This is a genomic window from Paenisporosarcina sp. OV554, assembly GCF_003058165.1.
Classification (GTDB): domain Bacteria; phylum Bacillota; class Bacilli; order Bacillales_A; family Planococcaceae; genus Paenisporosarcina.
Map to the genome: position 1 here is coordinate 106,425 of NZ_QBUC01000003.1, position 18,885 is coordinate 125,309.

Consider the following 18,885-nt stretch of genomic DNA (forward strand, 5'->3'; position numbering starts at 1 on the left):
TCTCGTTTTTGTATTGTTTTTTATGTTAGCGGAAAAATTGTTTTCCCACAACTATCTATTTACCTTATCGAAAGTTACGCCACCGCGAAGACCATCTGCTATTTCATCAAGTTTGCGTAAGCGATGGTTAATCCCTGATTTACTGATAGTACCTGTAGATACCATCTCGCCTAGCTCTTTTAATGTCACATCTTGGTATTCTACACGTAAACGAGCAATTTCTCTAAGTTTCTCTGGAAGTTGATCGATGCCCATCGCTTTATCAATATATCGTATGTTTTCCACTTGGCGTACGGCTGCTCCGATGGTTTTATTTAAATTCGCCGTCTCACAGTTCACCAGGCGATTTACGCTATTTCTCATATCGCGAATGATTCGTACATCTTCAAATTTTAATAATGCCTGGTGTGCTCCAGTTATACTGAAAAAATCTGAAATTTTTTCTGCTTCTTTTAAATACGTTACAAAACCTTTTTTACGTTCAATAGTTTTTGCATTTAATCCAAATCCATTCATCAAGTCAACCAATGCTTCACTATGGTCTTTATATAGTGAATATATTTCTAGATGATATGCAGATGTTTCAGGATTATTAACTGAACCACCTGCTAAAAATGCTCCACGTAAATAGGCGCGCTTACAACAATTTTTTTTGACCAAGTCTGGTGAGATTGTATGATTAATTTGAAAATCTTCTGAAATGATTTTCAAATCTTCCAGTAAGGCTTTTGAGCCATCACGTACTCGACAAATATATACATTGTTTTTCTTTAAACGCATCTTTTTTCGTACCAGTAATTCTACCCGATAAGGATAAATGGATTTCATGAGAGTATATAGTCGTCTTGCTATTGCTGCATTTTCTGTTTGAACATCTAAGCTTAAACTCCGATTGGCAAATGAAAGCGCACCATTCATCCGAATAAGTGCTGATAATTCTGCTTTCGCGCAACAAGGGATTATGTCAGCTTGCGTCATTTCTTTTTTTGTTTCAGATGCAAATGACATAAAATTGTCCTCCTTTCAAACGAAAGCTAGATAGATGAATTCTTGATGGCACTTTCCCTATCTTCCGCGTATTGAACCAGCCATTTGGCAACTTTCGTTGCATCATGGCGTATGGCTCCATCCTGAATGGTCGCAATATCTTTTTTGACCACAGTGATTCCTAATTGAGTTAAGCGAGATTCATCATAACTTACTGGTTTAGACTGTTCTTGTTCATACACTTTTTGAACCTCCAAAGGAACTTCATCCGTATTCAACAAAATGGTTTCAATAAATGGAGCTCCCATATGTAAAAAGAGTGCGCGAACATGATCAGCTGCAGAATAATTATGTGTTTCTCCGGCTTGTGTCATTAAATTGCAAATGTATATATTATGAGCTTTAGATTCGAGAATCGCTTTTTGAATACCTTGCACTAGTAAATTAGGCAAAATACTAGTATATAAACTTCCGGGACCAAATACGAGTAAATCAGCTTTTCGAATCGCTTTAATCGTATCTGGAAGTGGCTCTACATCATTAGGTGTTAAAAATACTCGATGAATACGCTGATTATATGTAGGAATTTTTGATTCTCCCGTAACTATTGTACCATCGTCGAGTTCTGCATGGAGAGTAATGGTTTGATTTGCAGCTGGCAATACAGTTCCATGAACATTTAAAACACGGCTCATTTCACGAATAGCATGTGAAAAGTCGCCGGTTATATCTGTCAAAGCTGTTAACATTAAGTTTCCTAAAGAATGGCCACCTAAGTCATCCGATTCGCTAAAACGATACTGAAACATTTCTTCAACTAATGGTTCCACATCTGACAATGCTGCCATTACTTTTCGAATATCACCCGGAGGCGGTATATCGTAATCATCTCGAAGTCGGCCTGAACTTCCTCCATCATCTGCGACGGTAACAATTGCAGTAATGTCGACAGGGAATTTTTTCAATCCTCGAAGTAACGTAGATAAACCCGTTCCCCCGCCGATTATTACGATTCGTTTCCGGCGTTTGGAACGTGCCATTTCATCAACCCTTTCTATGTTTAATATCCCGATGTGTTATCACTGTTTGATAATCTTGTTGGAACAATTTTGCGAAGTATTCCGTAAGTGTTACGGAGCGATGTTGTCCACCTGTACAACCAAATGCGATTACTAGTTGTCGTTTACCTTCTCGTTTATATTGGGGAATCATATAAACCAGTAAATCAGTTAATTTTTCATTCAACAACTTGGTTTCAGGCCATTTTAATACATAGTCTGATACATCTGATTCTAATCCTGTCTTAGGTCGTAATTCTTCTATATAATAAGGGTTTGGTAAAAATCGCACATCAAATACGAGGTCAGCATCAATTGGCATTCCATGTTTATAACCAAATGACATGATATTCAAAGTGAAGGTATAGTTGCCTTTTGCTGAAAATTCAGCTTGAATTTTCTCTCGAAGTTCTTTTGGTTTTAAAGAAGACGTGTTGTAAATAAATTGTGCTCTTCCTTTTAACTCAGATAATAACAAGCGTTCTCTTGCGATACCTTCTAATGGTAGCCCAGCAGGTGCAAGGGGGTGTGAACGACGTGTTTCTTTGTAGCGTCTAACCAAAGTTTCATCGTCTGCTTCTAAAAAGAGAATTTTCGGAGTCACCGCATTTTCCTTCTCCATATCATCCAGAGCGCCGATTAGCGAATCAAATAGATCTCCACCACGCATATCCATGACTGCAGCAATCCGGTTCATATCTTTCCCGGATTCTCTCATTAACTTTAAAAATGTCAACAACAAGGCTGGTGGCAAATTATCGATACAGAAAAACCCGAGATCCTCGAAACTTTGAATGGCTACTGTTTTACCTGCGCCAGACATGCCGGTAATAATGACAAATTCCGACTCTTGAGTTAGTCGTTGCAATTCCATTATTGTTTCTCTCCCTCGTTTGACACTTGAATATCTTCTTTAATTAATTCAAAGTCAGTGGTGTAAACAAAAGTGCCGTACTGAACTCCTTTGCCAGAAACAGCAAATTGTAAATTCGTGCGATCTCCCTCTGCCATTGGTAAATGAGCTAAATCTTCTACCGGATGCCATTCGAGGATTCCTTCGCTTGTGTGCTCAAATGGAATTCCTTCTAAATCATACGCAATAAAGGTAAATAACATCCATTCGGTTTCAACCTTCTCATCGTCACGTATGACCATCGTATATACACCTTTTAAATGAGGATTCACAGGTTTAGTGTTCGTTTCCTCTTGAAACTCTCTAATAGCTGCAGTGTATATGGACTCGCCTGATTCCATTTTCCCACCTGGTGCGACATACCAATCTCTACGTGGTTTCCTTAATAAAAGTACTTGTTGATTTTTCAATATAATTAAGTTCGCTATACGTTGCATATTCGACACTCCACATCCAAATAAACTCACTCATTCTATTATACAACTTTGATGGATACCATACCAAAAAGAATGCAATAAGATTAGACGAATGTGCTCCTATCGCTCGAGACCATTAAATATGGCACAGGAAAATGCGAGTTAATATAATAAGATTACATGCTTCGTAGCCATTGATTGCGTCTACTGATGAAGAAAGGTTTCTAGGTCGCTTCGGACGCTTTTCCTGCTGCACCATGGTCTATAGAACAAAGAGGCTGGGCTTGTGACTTTACTTTGTCACTTCACCCATCCCTTTTCTCAGATCATCCTGCGGCAGTTGTGCGTCCTTCGCTCCCTTGCAACCTGAACTTGCTCAGTAATGATGATTTGGTTTACTAGAGAATTGATAGTTTCTTTATGTAGATATTCGGCCGAAGATACTATTTCGACCTCTTTCTACTTCTGTTATTTTACCTTCTCCTATCAAGTAGGAGCGTTAATGAAACAACTATCCAAAATAAAGAAAATGGGTAGCAGCCGAAATAGCATCTTCGGCTGCTTGGTTCTTTAAAGAAAAGTGTCGATTCATTAGTAAGCCAAAATATAGTAATAACTTGCTCGAAGGTTGTAGGGGAGCGACGAAAGTATCCAAGCCGCAAGATTATCTGTAGAAGTATGTGACTTCACATTCCCCCTTACTTATTCATTAGGTAAAGGTGTAGCATCGTGCTTTCCAAAGCTCCCCCGAAACCTGAGTGAAAAACCGATTTCACTTGTATACATTAAAAAAGAGGCTGCCCATCGATTTTCATCGACGAACAGCCTGTCAAAAATGTTGCTATAAAAAGGGGGTCAATTTACTTCCTTAAATATACACCTTTATTGTTGCAAGCGTATTACAGATGGATTAAAGAATGATTAAAAATTAAACTTTTTCGCTTAATTTTTCATGTAACTCTTCAATATAGTGTTGTGCTGCTTGAGCAGCAATACTACCATCACCTGTAGCAGTAACAATTTGTCGTAATGTTTTCTCTCTCACATCACCTGCAGCGAAAATACCAGGAATTTTAGTTTCCATTTGTTCATTTGTTAAAATATAGCCATTTTCATTTAAGATACCTAAATTTGCAAATGGCTTTGTTAATGGCAGCATTCCGATGTAAATAAATACTCCGTTCGCTTTAAATTCCTGTTCAGAATCATCCACTGTTGAAGCTAATGTTACGCTTCCAACTTTGCCATTTTCGTCATTAATCGATTTTACAGTATGATTCCAGATGAAATCGATTTTTTCATTTGCAAATGCACGATCTTGGAGGATTTTTTGTGCACGTAATTCTTCTCGACGGTGGACAATCGTCACTTTACTTGCAAAGCGAGTTAAATAAACGCCTTCTTCAACAGCCGAGTCTCCACCACCTACTACTACTAATTCTTTATTTCTAAAGAATGCTCCATCACAAACTGCACAATAACTTACTCCGCGTCCACCTAGTTCTGTTTCGCCGGGGATGCCCATTTTTTTATATTCTGCACCAGTAGTTAAAATAATCGTGCGTGCTTTGTATTCTTTTCCACCAGCTTTAATTGTTTTAAAAGCTTCACCATCAATAATTTCTTGTACATCTCCGTATGCATATTCAGCACCGAATTTTTTCGCATGGTCAAACATTTTGGTCGAAAGTTCTGGCCCTAAAATATGCTCGAAACCAGGGTAATTTTCAACTTCTTCAGTATTTGCCATTTGACCACCAGGAATTCCTCGTTCAATCATTAACGTCGATAAATTTCCACGTGATGTATATACAGCCGCCGTCATACCTGCAGGACCTGCCCCGATAATCACAACGTCATAAATTTTTTCTTCAGTCATTTTATAAACCTCCTAAACCCAATGTTCTGTAACAAATGTATAAGATTCATGTCGCTTATTCAACTTATTTGCTTACGTATCAGAGAATGGTAAAAACTGAATGAGTTCATTTATATACTTCGTTAAGGTTGTTGTTGTGATTCCATAGTTTTTTGCTAATGCTTTTTTCGTAATTCCTTGAGAACGAGAAGATTGGAACATATAATCAGCTGCAGCTGCTAAGGCATTCGGATTTTTAAAGACATACCCTTTATCTATTGCTCGTTCAATGAGAACGAACCACATCTGAAACAAAAATGATCCATCAATTGTTACGGGATGGTTTTTTACATACAATACATCTGTCGCATTAACTGCACGCATAAATGAAATTTCGTCTGGTTGTCTTGCTTCAAATTCATGTCCAAGAGAAAAAGCGAGTAACCATTTTTCCATTGTAGAATATGATTCAACATTTACCCATTCAGGATGAGCTATAATTTCTTGTTTATGAGCTGTCTTACCAAGTAAAAACAGACCAAACAAACGCTCACTTCGATAAGCGTTTTCAAGCTTCTCAACAATAAAATCTCGGTTATGTTCCATTCCATGCAGTGCTTCGCCTTCAACTTGACCAGCCCATGGTTCAAGACCTTGCTTATCTGGATCAATATTTATTAATTGTTTCCATGCAAAGCGTGCCTCTTTTTCATGGCCCGAAAAATACGCTGAATGTGATAACCAGAAATAAAATCCTGGGTCGCCCTCATATCCGCGTTTTTGTAGGGAACGTAACCATTTATAGGCATTATCGTAACGGCCGACTAAAGCAAATGTCGCACCCAGTTTATAACGATGTTCTAACATATATGGTTGAATCTTACTCAGTAAATTTAACAAGTAATTAAGTTCCGGCTCATTTTTTTCATAATAATGAACCACTGCTAAATTACACAATGCATGTAAATTACCCGTGTTATCTTCAAGTACTTTGTGTAATAAGGCTTTTGATTGATCCACTTCGCCAATATAGAAATAAGCAAGCGCTAGGTTATTGTAAGCCGCCCAGAAGTCTGTATTTTCTTCTATTAATTTTTCTAACACTTCGATAGCTTGGTCAAAGTTACCTTGTTCCATCATACGTCTGGCTTTTTCTTGAATAATTAAAATTTCACTTCCAAAATTATCATCCTCAAATAACGGCCAGTCTTCTTGTTCCGAAAAATCAATGATTTCCATTGCTTCTTCAGCGTAAACACCACTAAAATCCAGTTCTACGTACTTTTTCGCAAATTTGCGAGCATCAGAAAGAAACCCTAGATGTGCATTGACTTCTGCTAAGAAAAAGATGATTTCCGTTTCATTCGGGTCAAGACTATGAGCACTTTGCAATAACTCGAGTGCATGGTCGTATTTTTCAACTTCCATTTCCACAATAGCGTATTGCATTAAAATAAGCGGATCGTCAGGACTCAATTCCGCTGCACGTCTTAAATATTTATGCGCTTTGTCAAATTGCTCTCGATTGAGAGCATGTAGCGCTTTTTGATAATAATATTCGCCTGTTGGTATAAACGAGACGATATTTTCTTTTATTAGTTGTTTTTGTTTTTTCTCCAATTAATGCCTCCGAAAAAATAAAAAGGAACACTAAGGTTCCTTTTCAGTATCTCTCTATTATATCACACAGACTTATGATTTACTCTCATGTCGTTTTTGTAACACTTCTAACACATCGTATAAATCCACTTTTTGTTCTTGAAGGAGTACTAATAAGTGATACAGTAGATCCGCAGCTTCCCATTGCAATTCTTCTGCGTCACGATTTTTCGCAGCAATTACAACTTCTGTTGCTTCTTCTCCTATTTTCTTACCGATTTTATCTACGCCCTTTTCAAAAAGATACGTCGTATAAGCACCTTCAGGCATTGATTGTTCACGATTTTGAATAACTTGTACTAAGTTTGCTAATATCCCAAAACTTCCAACTGCTTGAACAGGTGTTATGATTTCTTTATGAAAACAACTAACTTCACCAGTATGGCATGCCGGTCCTTTAGGGAGCACTTCAACTACAAGAGAATCTTCATCACAATCTGCTCTTATCGCAATGACATGTTGCGTGTTTCCACTCGTTGCACCTTTATTCCACAATTCTTGTCGAGATCGACTAAAAAACCAAGTTTGATTTGTCTCAATTGTTTTTTTTAGTGACTCTAGATTCATAAATGCCACCGTAAGAACTTCTTTTGTTTGTGCATGTTGGACTACTACTGGAATCAGTCCACTTTCATCAAATTTTAAGGATTCTAATGCGAATTCATTCATCTAACTGACACTCCTTTCTCTCTCAAGACACTCTTCACTTCTTTTACACTTGTTTCTTTATAATGAAAAATAGAGGCCGCGAGTGCCGCATCTACGTCGGTTTGGGTAAATACATCATAAAAATGTTGAGCATTTCCTGCTCCACCGCTGGCAATTACAGGAACACTGACAGCTTCCCGGACTGCTTTCGTTAAAGCTATATCAAATCCACTTTTTTCACCATCTTGATTCATAGAAGTAAGCAGGATTTCTCCAGCACCTAAACGAGTGGCTTCTTGCGCCCATTTAACAGCAGTCCATTTAGTTACACGACGACCACCATGTGTATATACCATCCATGTGTCATCTGTTTCTGACCATTTGGCGTCAATTGCTACTACTATACATTGAGACCCAAAAAATGCTGCACCTTCTGTAATTAATTCAGGACGTTCTATTGCTGATGTATTTACCGATACTTTATCGGCTCCAGCACGTAACATTTTTTTCATATCTTCAAGAGTTCGTATTCCACCACCAACTGTAAATGGAATGGCAAGTTCAGCTGCGGATTGACGTACTACATCGACCATCGTTTCTTTGCCTTCATGAGAAGCAGAAATATCTAAAAAGACTAATTCATCTGCTCCATGTTCATCATAAAACTTTGCAAGTTCTACTGGATCTCCAGCGTCACGTAGCGATACAAATTGAACACCTTTAACAACACGACCCTCTTTTACATCTAAACAAGGAATGATTCGTTTTGTTAACATGAAGTCACCTCTCGTAATGCTTGTGGTAAGGTGAATCGATTTTCATAAAGCGCTTTGCCAATAATAACTCCGCCAATTTTTGATTGAGTTGCTGCTTGTGCCACTTGATTCACATCTGCAAGTGAACTAATTCCACCAGAAACAATTACTTCTGCACCGGTTGCTTCAGCGAGTAATTCATTCGCCAAAATATTGGGTCCTGTTAATGTACCGTCTGTTGCAATATCTGTGAAAATAAACACTTTGGCACCGTGTTTTGAAAAATATTGCCCTACTTCAATTGCAGACTTCGTGGACGTCTCTAGCCAACCATGGGTTGCGACCATTCCATCTTTCGCATCTAGTCCTATGACGATTCGTTCTGAACCAAATTTCTGAATAAACGACACGGCTAACTCTGGTTGCTGAATTGCTAAGCTTCCTATAATGACACGTGTTACCCCATTATCAAGATAATGTTTCACATCTTCTTCAGTACGAATCCCGCCACCTATTTGAACATTCACACCTAACTCTGTCGCAGCACGAATGACATCCTTATCGTGAATACGTTTGCCGTCTTTTGCTCCATCTAAATCAACCATATGTATCCACTTTGCTCCTTGCTTTGCAAAGGACTCAGCCATTTCAAAAGGAGAGTCTGCATAAATGGTTTCTTGATTGTAATCACCCTTAAACAATCGTACACACTTGCCTCCACGCATATCAATTGCTGGATATATGTCAATCGATGTCATAATCGATCTCTCCTCTCCTGAACTTGTTGAACCCATTTAGCCAACAAGTATTTACCAAACGGTCCTGACTTTTCCGGATGAAACTGCATGCCTGTGAAATTGTCTTTTTGAACGAGACCAGGTACGAAATGACCAGCATATGTACTGCTTGCAACTACTTCATTTTGTCGTGTATTTTGAGCTAAATAAGAGTGCACGAAGTATACATGTGTTGAGTCTTCTTTTTCAAGACCATTTAGCCATTCTGGTTGATGTGCAAAAGATAGTGGATTCCAACCCATATGAGGAATTCTCACTTGATGTTGTTGTGAATCCAGTGCATCAAACTTTTGAATATTGCCCTTAAAAATGCCTAACCCTTTAGTTAAGCCATTTTCTTTACTATCTTCATACAGCAGTTGCATACCTAAACAAATACCTAGCAGTGGTTTATTCGTTTTTGCAAGATCTTTAATATAATCATCCAAACCAAATTCACTTAATTTATTCATTGCATCGGGATATGCCCCTACACCTGGTAACAGGTAGCCATCCATTTGATCTAGCGTATTAATATCGGCCGTAATGAATACTTCACATTCGAGTCGAAGCAAGGCCTGTTCGACGCTATATAAGTTACCCATCCCATAATCAATTACACCAATCTTCATGTCAATAACCCTTTCGTAGAAGGCACGCCTTTTACACGTGGGTCGATTGAGACAGCTTCATCAAGTGCTCTGGCTAAAGCTTTGAAAATAGCTTCAATTATATGATGAGTATTGTGACCGTAGTGTACAATAACATGCACATTCATTCGTGCTTCAAGTGCAAACTTCCAGAGAAACTCATGAACAAGTTCAGTGTCGAAATTGCCGACTTTTTCATTTGGAAGAACAGCTCTATACTCAAGGTGTGGACGGTTTGAACAATCTATCACTACTTGAGCCAACGCATCATCCATAGGAACAAACGCATTCCCATATCGACGAATTCCTTTTTTATCACCTAGTGCTTCTTTTATTACTTGTCCTAATACAATTCCAATATCTTCAGTTGTATGATGATCATCTATATGTGTATCTCCAGAAGCTTGAATGGTCGCATCAAAGAAGCCGTGTTTGACAAATAAATCGAGCATATGGTCCATAAAAGGAACGCCTGTATCTATCGTCGCTTGTCCTTCTCCGTCAAGTTTAAGTGTGATATTCACTTGTGTTTCATTTGTTTTTCTATTAATAGTTGCTTCACGTGACATGATTAGTCCATCTCCTTTGTCCATCCTCGGGATTCTACTGCTCGTGCATGACCTTCTAAACCTTCCATTCTTGCAAGACGGGCTATTTTTGGTGCGTGCTGCTGCCAAGTCTTTTCTGTGTAATAAATGATACTTGTCTTTTTAATAAAATCATCTACTGAAAGCGGACTTGAAAAACGAGCTGTGCTATTCGTCGGTAAGACATGATTTGTTCCAGCAAAGTAATCTCCAATTGGTTCTGAACTGTAGCGTCCAATGAAAATCGCCCCAGCATGACGAATTTGTTGGGCAACTTCTTTAGAGTTTTTCGTCATGATTTCTAAATGCTCAGGTGCTAATTTATTTACTGCTTCCACAATATCTTCTAGTGTCTCAGCAACATATATTTTTCCGAAATTTTCAATTGAAGCACGAGCAATTTTTTCACGCGGGAGCTTTGTAAGTTGTTTTTCAACTTCATGTGCAACTTCATGTGCGAAAAAATCACTTGTTGTTAGTAATATTGGACAAGCCATTGGATCATGTTCTGCTTGAGATAATAAATCTGCCGCTACTTCATCTGCATATGCTGTTTCATCAGCAATGATTGCTATCTCACTAGGACCAGCAATCATATCAATAGCAACTACTCCATAAACTTCGCGTTTAGCAAGTGCTACAAAAACATTCCCCGGACCGGTTATTTTATCCACTGCCTTGATTGACTCTGTGCCATATGCCAATGCCGCAATTGCCTGAGCACCACCAATTTTATAAATTTCTTTAACCCCTAAAATTGACGCGGCAACTAACACCGCATTAGGCAAGGCACCTTGATTGTTCGGAGGAGAAACAATGACAATCCGTTCCACACCGGCCACTTGAGCCGGAATTACATTCATTAACACCGATGATGGGTAAGCCGCGGAACCTCCTGGAACATATAAACCTACAGCATCTAGAGGGCTCACACGCTGTCCGATAAACGAGTCATTTTCCACATCCACCTCATAAGATGAACGCTTTTGTTTTTCATGAAAAACTCGAATATTATGGGCAGCTTCTTCTAAATCCTTTTGAAGGTCAGGGTCAAAATTAGCCTTTGCATGATTGATTTCTTCTATAGAAACGCGGAAATCCTGTAATTTAACGCCGTCCCACTTCTCGCTGTATTCTGCAATAGCTACGTCACCACGATTGTGTACATCAGCTAATACCGATTTAACCGTCTGCAATTGTTCTGCGTTACCCATTTCTATTGGTCGTTTTAATGAAATATCTTTTGATAAAGAAACGATTTGCATGTAACATCCTCCTTCCTTACTCCATTGAATCTTTCAGCCGTTTCACCATATCTCGAATTCGTTCACTTTTTAGTCGGTAACTGACTGGATTAGCAATTAATCTAGATGTTACATCCACAATGTGTTCGTATTCAACTAATCCATTTTCCTTCAATGTTCTACCTGTTGATACGATATCTACAATTCGATCGGCAAGGCCAATCATGGGCGCCAATTCAATTGAACCATTCAAACCGATAATTTCGACTTGCTCGCCTTTTTCTTTATAAAAATTAGAAGCAATCTCTGGATATTTCGTTGCTACTCGAGGAGCAATATCATTCATAATCGTATTTGGTAAGCCAGCCGATGCGATATAGCATTGACTAATTTTTAAATCAAGCAATTCATGCACGCTACGTTTTTGCTCTAATAATACATCTTTGCCCGCTATTCCGATATCTGCTACCCCATGTTCTACATAAACGGGGACATCCATTGGTTTTGCTAAAATAAATCGAATTCTTTCATCAGGAACTTCAACGATAAGTTTTCGAGAATCTTCTAAATCATCGGGTAACTGAAAACCTGCTTTTTGAAGCAAAACATACGCTTCTTCAAAAATGCGTCCTTTCGGCATCGCAATTGTCAGTTCACTCATTATTGCCATCTCCTTCTATTAACCACACCACATCCGTAAAGTTTGCTAGAAAAGCTTCCTTGTCTTCAACATTCCCTATAAATTGTATAGTCGTACGAATCCCTTGATTTCTTAATTTTTTCGCTTTATGAACAGCATTCACGTAATTAGCTGAATCAAAAAAGATTAGGGTATGAGGTTCGCGATTCATTGTAGTAGTCATCACTTCAAGCAGTCGATCAACTCGTAATCCAAATCCAGTCGCACCTACATCGGAATTGAATTCTTGTAATAACCCATCATATCGACCACCATTACCAATAGCGAAGCCTGAGCCACTCGCAAAAACCTCGAATAACATCCCTGTGTAATAACTCATTTCACTCGTTAGTGTCAAATCATATGTGACCAACTTTGCAAGTCCTGCATTTTCTAATAACGAGGACAATTCGCTAAGATAAGAATACATTGTGACTTGTGAATCATTCGTTTCATCAATAAATGGACGTAACTGCTGAATTGATTGCACATTAGAAGCCTGTCCAATAAATTCAATAAAACGCTGCTCCTCTTCATTTGAAAGTCCAAATGTTCTCACCGCTTCTTCAAAGCCAACCATATTTTTCTCAACTAGTAATTTACGCAATTCACTCACTTGTTGATCTGATTGAGTAAGCTGTGTCAAAATGGATTGCAATAATCCCGCATGTCCAACTGTTAACCGATACGAATTTATCCCCAATTCCTGAACCAATTCAGAAGCCGTGATAATCATTTCTGCATCTGCAAAAACAGAATCATCGCCGATTAACTCCACTCCCATTTGTTCAAATTCAGCTGGTCTCCCACCTTCATGTTCTTGTGCACGAAAGACATTCGCAAAATAAGCAAGTCGTAATGGGATTTGTTCTTTTAATAGTTTAGATGTTGCGACACGAACTATTGGCGTCGTCATATCTGGTCTTAAAACCAATGTCTCTCCTTGACGATCTACTAATTTAAATAAAGATGAGTCTGGAATGGCGGATGCTTTTCCAACCGTCTCATAATACTCAACTGTGGGCGTTTTAATAAAATCAAAACCACGCAATTGGAAAAATCGTCTACCAATACCACGTACCTTTTCCTTTTTCTCATTAATTAAAGGGAAAGAGTCTCTCATACCAAGTGGTTTTTCAAATTTTCGTATAGGTGTCATTCATTACACACTTCCTAAATAAGGATATTTTACTTTAGTACACTAGCATGCTACTATAATGAAATAAAATTTATTTTAACGTATATGACCAGGTGCGTCAATACAAAAGACCCCATGAAGCATTGGAAATCTCTTCATGAGGTCTTTTCTGATTACAAACGACGGGTCGCCATTTCTTCAGCTGTATAAATTACTTTCATCGGGTTTCCACCGACAAAACTTCCTGCTTGAACATCTTTATGCACTAAAGTTGCTGCCGAAACAATGGCACCATCCCCTATATTTACTCCTGGTAAAATCGTCGAATTTGCCCCAATAAGAACCTGATCTCCAATCACAACGTCTCCAATGCGATATTCATCTATCAAGTACTCATGTGCCAAAAGAGTTGTATTATAGCCAATGATTGAATTTTGTCCTATTTTTATTCTTTCTGGAAACATCACATCTGGCATAACCATTAAAGCGAATGAAGTTTGGTCTCCAATCTTCATATGTAAATAGCGACGATAAAGGAAGTTTTTGAATGGCAATGAAGGACTATATCTCCCTAGTTGTATAACGATAAAATTTTTCATCACTTTCCATAACGACACTGTCTTATAAATATGCCAAAGTGAGTTTGCACCTTCGACAGGAAAACGTTCCGTCCTTCTCATACCGATGGAGCCTCTACAATCTCAAGTAATTCTGAAATATGTTGCAACATATAGTTTGGCTTAAAAGTTGCTAAATATGCTTCTCCCTTAACGGTCCATGAAACCCCAGCAGTACGAACAAAAGCATTTTGACCACCTTCGATATCATGCGAGTTATCACCAATCATTAATGCTTCTTCTGGCTTTGCATTTAATCTATCAAGGGCTAACAAAATGGGTTCAGGATCTGGTTTTGGATTAACCACGTCATCCAAAGCAATTACTACTTCAAATACATCCTCTATCCCCATTAACTTTAAACCACGGCAAATAATATCATGCTTTTTCGTTGAAACAATGGCCAGTTTAACTCCGCGTGCTTTTAATAAGCGAAGTGTTTCACTTACACCATCAAATTCGACCGCCATCTGATCGTGCATTTCAATATTCCATGCACGATATTCCTGAATCAACTCTTCAGTTAAACCTTCGTCAATGTTATCGAATGTTTGTTTCAAAGATGGTCCAATAAAGTGTAGGACATCTTCTCTAGTGAAACGTCCTGGATACCTTTTACCCAAAACACTTAAAAAAGTTTGTATAATGAGCTCATTCGTATCAAGCAAAGTTCCATCAAAATCGAAAAGAAGTGTAGTAATCGGTTGAGTAATCATGCAGTAAATACTTCCTTTCGTTTCGTTTGTTCAGCTCTTTTCCATATCGTCGCAACCACAATCGTTAATACAAATGCTATGCCAAGTCTTAATAAGAATAATGGCCAGATTGGGATCCCAAGTGGAATAAAGATAAGAGTGTCTTCTACAACTGCGTGACAGGCGACTAAAAAGATAAAAACAAGCGTTGCATCTTTTTTACTTACACCGTCATCTTGAACAGCTTGAATCATTACACCTGCACCAAATGCTAAGCCAATGACCAATCCTGAAACAAGTGTCATTGATGCATTAGGTTCAATGCCAAGCACTTTCGTGAAAGGTGCAAGCTTTTGTGAAAACTTTTGTAAATACTGTTTATCTTTTAAGTATTGAATAACAATCATAAGTGGAATAACTACCATTGCAAGCTGTAATACCCCAAAACTAGCTTTTTGTAACCCTAATAAAACAATCTCCATCCAGCCTTCTGGAAGATCAGACACTTTAGGCGCCATACCATACTGCGCAATATCTGAACCACCTGACCAAACTAGGTTAATTACAATTGCTGAAATGGCTGATAGTCCGAAACGTACGAGCAAGACTACCCATAGTTTAACCCCAACTTTTAAGGCCACTCCTGTTTCGATAAAGATATTATGTGAAAAGGACAACATGACAGCTAAAATAAAGACTTCTTTTACCGTTAATTCTAATGATAGAATTCCAGCTATCCCTGCATACAAGTTAAGTACATTTCCTAAAACAAATGGAATCGCAGCATCTCCCCGTAATCCAAATATGCCCATTATAGGTGATACAAATTCGATAATCCATGGCAACACTGGTGTATGCTGCAAAATAACGAGCAACAGTGTTATGGGAAATATAATCTTGCTTAGTGTCCAAGAAGTATTTAATCCAGCTCGTAACCCAGTTTTTAGTGTAGACATCTTTATAACTTCCTCACTTATTCGTCTTTATACCGCACTGGTTCTTTAATCGTCACGCGTCGATATACGATTATGATAACTGCTACAACTAATGCAATAATTGACACTACTTGAGCGGTGCGAATTTCACCAATTAAGTAGAGACTATCAGTACGCAGTCCTTCTATAAAGTATCTTCCGAATGAGTACCAAATGATATAGAATAAAAACATTTCTCCACGTAATAAGTTGACACGACGTAACAAGATTAAGATTATGACGCCTGTAAAGTTCCACAACGATTCATATAAAAATGTGGGGTGATAATAGGTGCCATCAATACGCATTTGATTAATAATCCAATCCGGTAAAAACATATTTTCTAAGAAAGCACGTGAAACTGGGCCACCATGAGCTTCTTGGTTAATAAAGTTACCCCAGCGCCCGATTGTTTGACCAATTAAAATACTAGGCGCCGCAATATCTGCTAATTTCAAAAATGATACATTACGTTTCCTTGTAAATACATAAGCGGTGATAAATGAGACAATTAATGCTCCGTGTATTGCTAGGCCACCTTCCCATACTTGAAGAATTTGACCAGGATTTTGTGAATAATATTCCCATTTCGAGAAAACGTAGTACATTCGGGCACCTAAAATCGCTAATGGTACAGCCCAAATTAATAAATCAGTTAAAAAATCCGGATGAAACTTTCTTTTCACCATTTCTCTTTGTGCTACAAGAAAAGCCAGGACGATCCCACACGCGATAATTACTCCGTACCATCGTACGTCTATCGGTCCTAAAGAAATGGCAATCGGATCAATTGCTCCAAGTAAAAAATTCATGTTATACCCCTTCCATACTGTTGACTTTAATATGTAGCATCTTCGTTTTGACTAATCACATCATTTAAACGGTTGGAGAATTCTTCTGCAGCATTGACACCCATTCGTTTCAAACGGTAATTCATAGCTGCTACTTCAATAATAACTGCTAAGTTTCGACCAGGTCGAACGGGAATTGTCATTTTAGTCAAATCTGTATCGATAATTTTCATTTTCTCTTCTTCGATTCCTAGTCGGTCATATGTCTTGTTTTTATCCCAAATTTCTAAATCAATAACAATTGAAATTCGTTTAAAACTACGCACGGCACTAGCGCCAAATAAAGTCATAATGTCGATAATTCCAATTCCACGAATTTCAAGTAAATGTTCAATAAGTTTTGGGGCATTTCCAATCAGCGTATTTTCTGCTTCTTGTCTAATCTCCACGCAATCATCAGCAACGAGTCGATGGCCCCTTTTCACAAGTTCCAATGCCGTCTCACTTTTACCCACACCGCTTTTCCCAGTAATTAAGATTCCTACACCATAAATATCCACAAGGACACCATGTACTGCTGTCGTAGGTGCTAGTTTACTTTCAAGAAAGTTTGTCAGCAAACTTGAAAAACGAGTGGTGGCCATTTTGGCTGTGAGGACGGGCACATGTTCTTCATTTGAAGCAATCTTTAATTCTTCTGGTACCTTCATATCATGCGAAATGATAATTGCAGGTGTTTCAGGTGAACATAATTTTTTCATTCGATCTATTCGTTCATGAGGCAACAACATATCATAAAATGATAGTTCTGTTTTGCCAAGTAGTTGGACGCGGTTAGCAGGATAGTGTGTAAAATAACCAGCCATTTCTAAACCAGGACGTGAAATATCACTGATGGCGATATGTCTGCCGATGCCCTCTTGACCACTAACAAGTTTTAAATCAAACATTTCCATAACGTCTTTCGTAGTCACTTGCTCCAAAAACATCACCTACTTTCTTCGAAAATCGAATTAACCGATATGTTCTTTATTTTATCATGCGGACTGAAAATTGAAATGAATTTCTCTTTACGTTGTCTCTTTTCCAGTATTTCTTCCTATTTAAGCTGTAGGAGGGATGTACAATGCAGAAAATTATTGTTGATGCAGGACATGGACCACATACAGCTGGCAAACGAACGCCTGATGGAACACTTAGAGAATTCATGTTTAATGAAGCTGTAGCTATTCGAGTCAAGAAACTTTTAACTGCCGAAGGGCTTACGGTCATCTTTTCTCATGATAATAGCCGAGACGTGGCTCTGTCGGAGAGAATTTCTTTAGCAAACAAATTAAAGGTGGATGCATTTATCTCGATTCATGCGAATGCGTATGGAACAGACTGGAATACAGCAAATGGAATTGAAACCTACACATGTTTACAACCTAGTAAAGCTTCAGTAATAATGGCAACCCATGTTCAGCAAGCATTGCAAATGCGCACCTACAGAAAAGATCGCGGAATTAAAAAAGGCAATTTTGCAGTACTGCGTGAAACGACCATGCCGGCTATTTTAATTGAGTGTGGATTTATGACCAATACAGAGGAAGCGAAATTATTAAAGAGTACAGATTATCAACAACAATGTGCACAAGCAATTGCTTTTGGTGTCCTATGTTGTTTGACATAAAATAGCAAGAATCCTTTTTCCGAACATCGGCTATTCACTTACCCGATATTCGGTTTTTTTGTTCATTCTTAAATCATAAGAGCTTAAATAACTTCTATATAAAGTACAACTTCAAATATTTTACGTCTTTAATACAAAAAACACGGCCAGCACCTTTTTAAAAGGGCTAACCGTGTTTTAAAACTGCAGCATGCGTTTTCGAATCTTCAAGAGAACATTCTTTTTCTATTGTATGGAATCCTTGTTTTCCGTTTCCTCTTCCAAAACGTTCTCAATATAATTTTTCCCCCAATCATACATAGCATCCAGAATCGGCATTAGACTTCTTCCCTGCTCAGTAAGTGAGTATTCAACTTTCGGTGGAACAACAGGATAGACTTCACGATGTATGATCAAATGATCTTCCAGTTCGCGTAATTGATTGACAAGCATCCTTTGTGTAATACCCGGAATGAGGGTCTTAAGTTCACCAAACCGTTTCGTTCCTTCCTTACCTAGATGCCACAATATAAGCATTTTCCATTTTCCACCAATAACAGAAAGAGTTAATTCTTTTTCACAATTAAACATTTTCTCCCCTAAATTCGGCATTCACTTCTCCTCCAAATCCTTATGGAATACAATAGTATACTTTTTAGCACTATATATAAAAAAAGTGCGTACTTTCAATGCGATAACATACTAAGTATACTAAACCTAGCATTGGTAGTAAATATCCAGTAACTGGATTCACTAATGTTACGTACAAAAAAATATATTATTGGGAGA

Annotated in this window: 21 protein-coding genes; 1 reads left to right on the plus strand and 20 read right to left on the minus strand. The window is 38.1% G+C overall.

What is annotated here, in order from left to right:
• Window positions 1-51: 51 nt before the first annotated feature.
• The 19 genes from whiA to hprK all read right to left on the minus strand — a co-directional run bounded on the left by whiA (window position 52) and on the right by hprK (window position 17,428).
• Entirely contained in the window at window positions 52-1,008 is a 957-nt protein-coding gene (gene whiA / locus C8K15_RS04125; protein WP_108585168.1) for a DNA-binding protein WhiA, read from the minus strand.
• Window positions 1,009-1,034: 26 nt separating this feature from the next.
• The gene (locus tag C8K15_RS04130) at window positions 1,035-2,027 is read right to left on the minus strand and encodes a gluconeogenesis factor YvcK family protein (protein ID WP_108585169.1); all 993 of its coding nucleotides are present in this window, start codon (window positions 2,025-2,027) and stop codon (window positions 1,035-1,037) included.
• 4 nt (window positions 2,028-2,031) lie between these two features.
• Window positions 2,032-2,919, minus strand: a complete 888-nt coding sequence (rapZ, locus tag C8K15_RS04135; protein WP_108585170.1) for an RNase adapter RapZ — start codon at window positions 2,917-2,919, stop codon at window positions 2,032-2,034.
• Complete coding sequence (locus C8K15_RS04140; RefSeq protein ID WP_108585171.1) at window positions 2,919-3,395, minus strand: NUDIX hydrolase; 477 nt, start codon at window positions 3,393-3,395, stop codon at window positions 2,919-2,921. Before C8K15_RS04140 ends, rapZ begins: the two co-directional genes overlap by 1 nt.
• Before the next feature lie 907 nt (window positions 3,396-4,302).
• Window positions 4,303-5,253 (minus strand): thioredoxin-disulfide reductase, encoded by a 951-nt coding sequence (gene trxB / locus C8K15_RS04145; RefSeq protein ID WP_108585172.1) that lies wholly within the window; start codon window positions 5,251-5,253, stop codon window positions 4,303-4,305.
• Between the two features lie 72 nt (window positions 5,254-5,325).
• Window positions 5,326-6,852: a tetratricopeptide repeat protein gene (locus C8K15_RS04150; protein WP_108585173.1), complete on the minus strand. Its 1,527-nt coding sequence runs from the start codon at window positions 6,850-6,852 to the stop codon at window positions 5,326-5,328.
• A 72-nt stretch (window positions 6,853-6,924) separates the two neighbouring features.
• Entirely contained in the window at window positions 6,925-7,560 is a 636-nt protein-coding gene (gene hisIE, locus C8K15_RS04155; protein WP_108585174.1) for a bifunctional phosphoribosyl-AMP cyclohydrolase/phosphoribosyl-ATP diphosphatase HisIE, read from the minus strand.
• Window positions 7,557-8,315 carry an imidazole glycerol phosphate synthase subunit HisF gene (gene hisF, locus C8K15_RS04160; protein ID WP_108585175.1) on the minus strand — a complete coding sequence of 253 codons (759 nt, stop codon included), beginning with the start codon at window positions 8,313-8,315 and terminating at the stop codon, window positions 7,557-7,559. The genes hisIE and hisF overlap by 4 nt, the downstream gene beginning before the upstream one ends.
• A complete protein-coding gene (gene hisA, locus C8K15_RS04165) occupies window positions 8,309-9,052 on the minus strand; it encodes a 1-(5-phosphoribosyl)-5-[(5-phosphoribosylamino)methylideneamino]imidazole-4-carboxamide isomerase (protein ID WP_108585176.1) in 744 nt (247 codons plus the stop codon). The genes hisF and hisA overlap by 7 nt, the downstream gene beginning before the upstream one ends.
• Entirely contained in the window at window positions 9,049-9,702 is a 654-nt protein-coding gene (hisH, locus tag C8K15_RS04170; protein WP_108585177.1) for an imidazole glycerol phosphate synthase subunit HisH, read from the minus strand. The genes hisA and hisH overlap by 4 nt, the downstream gene beginning before the upstream one ends.
• Window positions 9,699-10,289, minus strand: coding sequence for an imidazoleglycerol-phosphate dehydratase HisB (gene hisB / locus C8K15_RS04175; RefSeq protein ID WP_108585178.1), 591 nt, complete (start codon window positions 10,287-10,289; stop codon window positions 9,699-9,701). The genes hisH and hisB overlap by 4 nt, the downstream gene beginning before the upstream one ends.
• A 2-nt stretch (window positions 10,290-10,291) precedes the next feature.
• Window positions 10,292-11,572 (minus strand): histidinol dehydrogenase, encoded by a 1,281-nt coding sequence (gene hisD, locus C8K15_RS04180; protein WP_108585179.1) that lies wholly within the window; start codon window positions 11,570-11,572, stop codon window positions 10,292-10,294.
• A 16-nt stretch (window positions 11,573-11,588) separates the two neighbouring features.
• Complete coding sequence (hisG, locus tag C8K15_RS04185) at window positions 11,589-12,212, minus strand: ATP phosphoribosyltransferase (RefSeq protein WP_108585180.1); 624 nt, start codon at window positions 12,210-12,212, stop codon at window positions 11,589-11,591.
• Window positions 12,205-13,389, minus strand: coding sequence for an ATP phosphoribosyltransferase regulatory subunit (locus tag C8K15_RS04190; protein WP_108585181.1), 1,185 nt, complete (start codon window positions 13,387-13,389; stop codon window positions 12,205-12,207). The genes hisG and C8K15_RS04190 overlap by 8 nt, the downstream gene beginning before the upstream one ends.
• 152 nt (window positions 13,390-13,541) lie before the next feature.
• Window positions 13,542-14,048 carry an acyltransferase gene (locus C8K15_RS04195; protein WP_108585182.1) on the minus strand — a complete coding sequence of 169 codons (507 nt, stop codon included), beginning with the start codon at window positions 14,046-14,048 and terminating at the stop codon, window positions 13,542-13,544.
• Window positions 14,045-14,701 (minus strand): pyrophosphatase PpaX, encoded by a 657-nt coding sequence (gene ppaX / locus C8K15_RS04200; protein WP_108585183.1) that lies wholly within the window; start codon window positions 14,699-14,701, stop codon window positions 14,045-14,047. The genes C8K15_RS04195 and ppaX overlap by 4 nt, the downstream gene beginning before the upstream one ends.
• A complete protein-coding gene (locus C8K15_RS04205; RefSeq protein WP_108585184.1) occupies window positions 14,698-15,636 on the minus strand; it encodes a nucleoside recognition domain-containing protein in 939 nt (312 codons plus the stop codon). The genes ppaX and C8K15_RS04205 overlap by 4 nt, the downstream gene beginning before the upstream one ends.
• A gap of 17 nt (window positions 15,637-15,653) precedes the next feature.
• Window positions 15,654-16,466, minus strand: a complete 813-nt coding sequence (lgt, locus tag C8K15_RS04210; RefSeq protein ID WP_108585185.1) for a prolipoprotein diacylglyceryl transferase — start codon at window positions 16,464-16,466, stop codon at window positions 15,654-15,656.
• 26 nt (window positions 16,467-16,492) lie between these two features.
• A complete protein-coding gene (gene hprK / locus C8K15_RS04215) occupies window positions 16,493-17,428 on the minus strand; it encodes an HPr(Ser) kinase/phosphatase (RefSeq protein WP_108585186.1) in 936 nt (311 codons plus the stop codon).
• Window positions 17,429-17,571: 143 nt separating this feature from the next.
• Between hprK and C8K15_RS04220 the strand changes: the two genes are divergently transcribed.
• Window positions 17,572-18,117: an N-acetylmuramoyl-L-alanine amidase gene (locus tag C8K15_RS04220; protein ID WP_108585187.1), complete on the plus strand. Its 546-nt coding sequence runs from the start codon at window positions 17,572-17,574 to the stop codon at window positions 18,115-18,117.
• A gap of 225 nt (window positions 18,118-18,342) precedes the next feature.
• Here C8K15_RS04220 and hxlR read toward each other — a convergent pair whose 3' ends face one another.
• Complete coding sequence (gene hxlR, locus C8K15_RS04225; RefSeq protein WP_108585188.1) at window positions 18,343-18,708, minus strand: transcriptional activator HxlR; 366 nt, start codon at window positions 18,706-18,708, stop codon at window positions 18,343-18,345.
• Window positions 18,709-18,885 lie beyond the last annotated feature (177 nt).

What these genes read in the sequence shown, in the direction of transcription:
- hisG (WP_108585180.1), bottom strand. Translation starts at nt 12,212, where the DNA reads ATGAGTGAACTGACAATTGCGATGCCGAAAGGACGCATTTTTGAAGAA.
- hisD (WP_108585179.1), bottom strand. Translation starts at nt 11,572, where the DNA reads ATGCAAATCGTTTCTTTATCAAAAGATATTTCATTAAAACGACCAATA.
- C8K15_RS04205 (WP_108585184.1), bottom strand. Translation starts at nt 15,636, where the DNA reads ATGTCTACACTAAAAACTGGGTTACGAGCTGGATTAAATACTTCTTGG.
- whiA (WP_108585168.1), bottom strand. Translation starts at nt 1,008, where the DNA reads ATGTCATTTGCATCTGAAACAAAAAAAGAAATGACGCAAGCTGACATA.
- hisIE (WP_108585174.1), bottom strand. Translation starts at nt 7,560, where the DNA reads ATGAATGAATTCGCATTAGAATCCTTAAAATTTGATGAAAGTGGACTG.
- C8K15_RS04190 (WP_108585181.1), bottom strand. Translation starts at nt 13,389, where the DNA reads ATGACACCTATACGAAAATTTGAAAAACCACTTGGTATGAGAGACTCT.
- ppaX (WP_108585183.1), bottom strand. Translation starts at nt 14,701, where the DNA reads ATGATTACTCAACCGATTACTACACTTCTTTTCGATTTTGATGGAACT.
- C8K15_RS04195 (WP_108585182.1), bottom strand. Translation starts at nt 14,048, where the DNA reads ATGAGAAGGACGGAACGTTTTCCTGTCGAAGGTGCAAACTCACTTTGG.
- hisH (WP_108585177.1), bottom strand. Translation starts at nt 9,702, where the DNA reads ATGAAGATTGGTGTAATTGATTATGGGATGGGTAACTTATATAGCGTC.
- hxlR (WP_108585188.1), bottom strand. Translation starts at nt 18,708, where the DNA reads ATGCCGAATTTAGGGGAGAAAATGTTTAATTGTGAAAAAGAATTAACT.
- C8K15_RS04220 (WP_108585187.1), top strand. Translation starts at nt 17,572, where the DNA reads ATGCAGAAAATTATTGTTGATGCAGGACATGGACCACATACAGCTGGC.
- trxB (WP_108585172.1), bottom strand. Translation starts at nt 5,253, where the DNA reads ATGACTGAAGAAAAAATTTATGACGTTGTGATTATCGGGGCAGGTCCT.
- hisF (WP_108585175.1), bottom strand. Translation starts at nt 8,315, where the DNA reads ATGTTAACAAAACGAATCATTCCTTGTTTAGATGTAAAAGAGGGTCGT.
- C8K15_RS04130 (WP_108585169.1), bottom strand. Translation starts at nt 2,027, where the DNA reads ATGGCACGTTCCAAACGCCGGAAACGAATCGTAATAATCGGCGGGGGA.
- rapZ (WP_108585170.1), bottom strand. Translation starts at nt 2,919, where the DNA reads ATGGAATTGCAACGACTAACTCAAGAGTCGGAATTTGTCATTATTACC.
- lgt (WP_108585185.1), bottom strand. Translation starts at nt 16,466, where the DNA reads ATGAATTTTTTACTTGGAGCAATTGATCCGATTGCCATTTCTTTAGGA.
- C8K15_RS04140 (WP_108585171.1), bottom strand. Translation starts at nt 3,395, where the DNA reads ATGCAACGTATAGCGAACTTAATTATATTGAAAAATCAACAAGTACTT.
- hisA (WP_108585176.1), bottom strand. Translation starts at nt 9,052, where the DNA reads ATGACATCGATTGACATATATCCAGCAATTGATATGCGTGGAGGCAAG.
- hisB (WP_108585178.1), bottom strand. Translation starts at nt 10,289, where the DNA reads ATGTCACGTGAAGCAACTATTAATAGAAAAACAAATGAAACACAAGTG.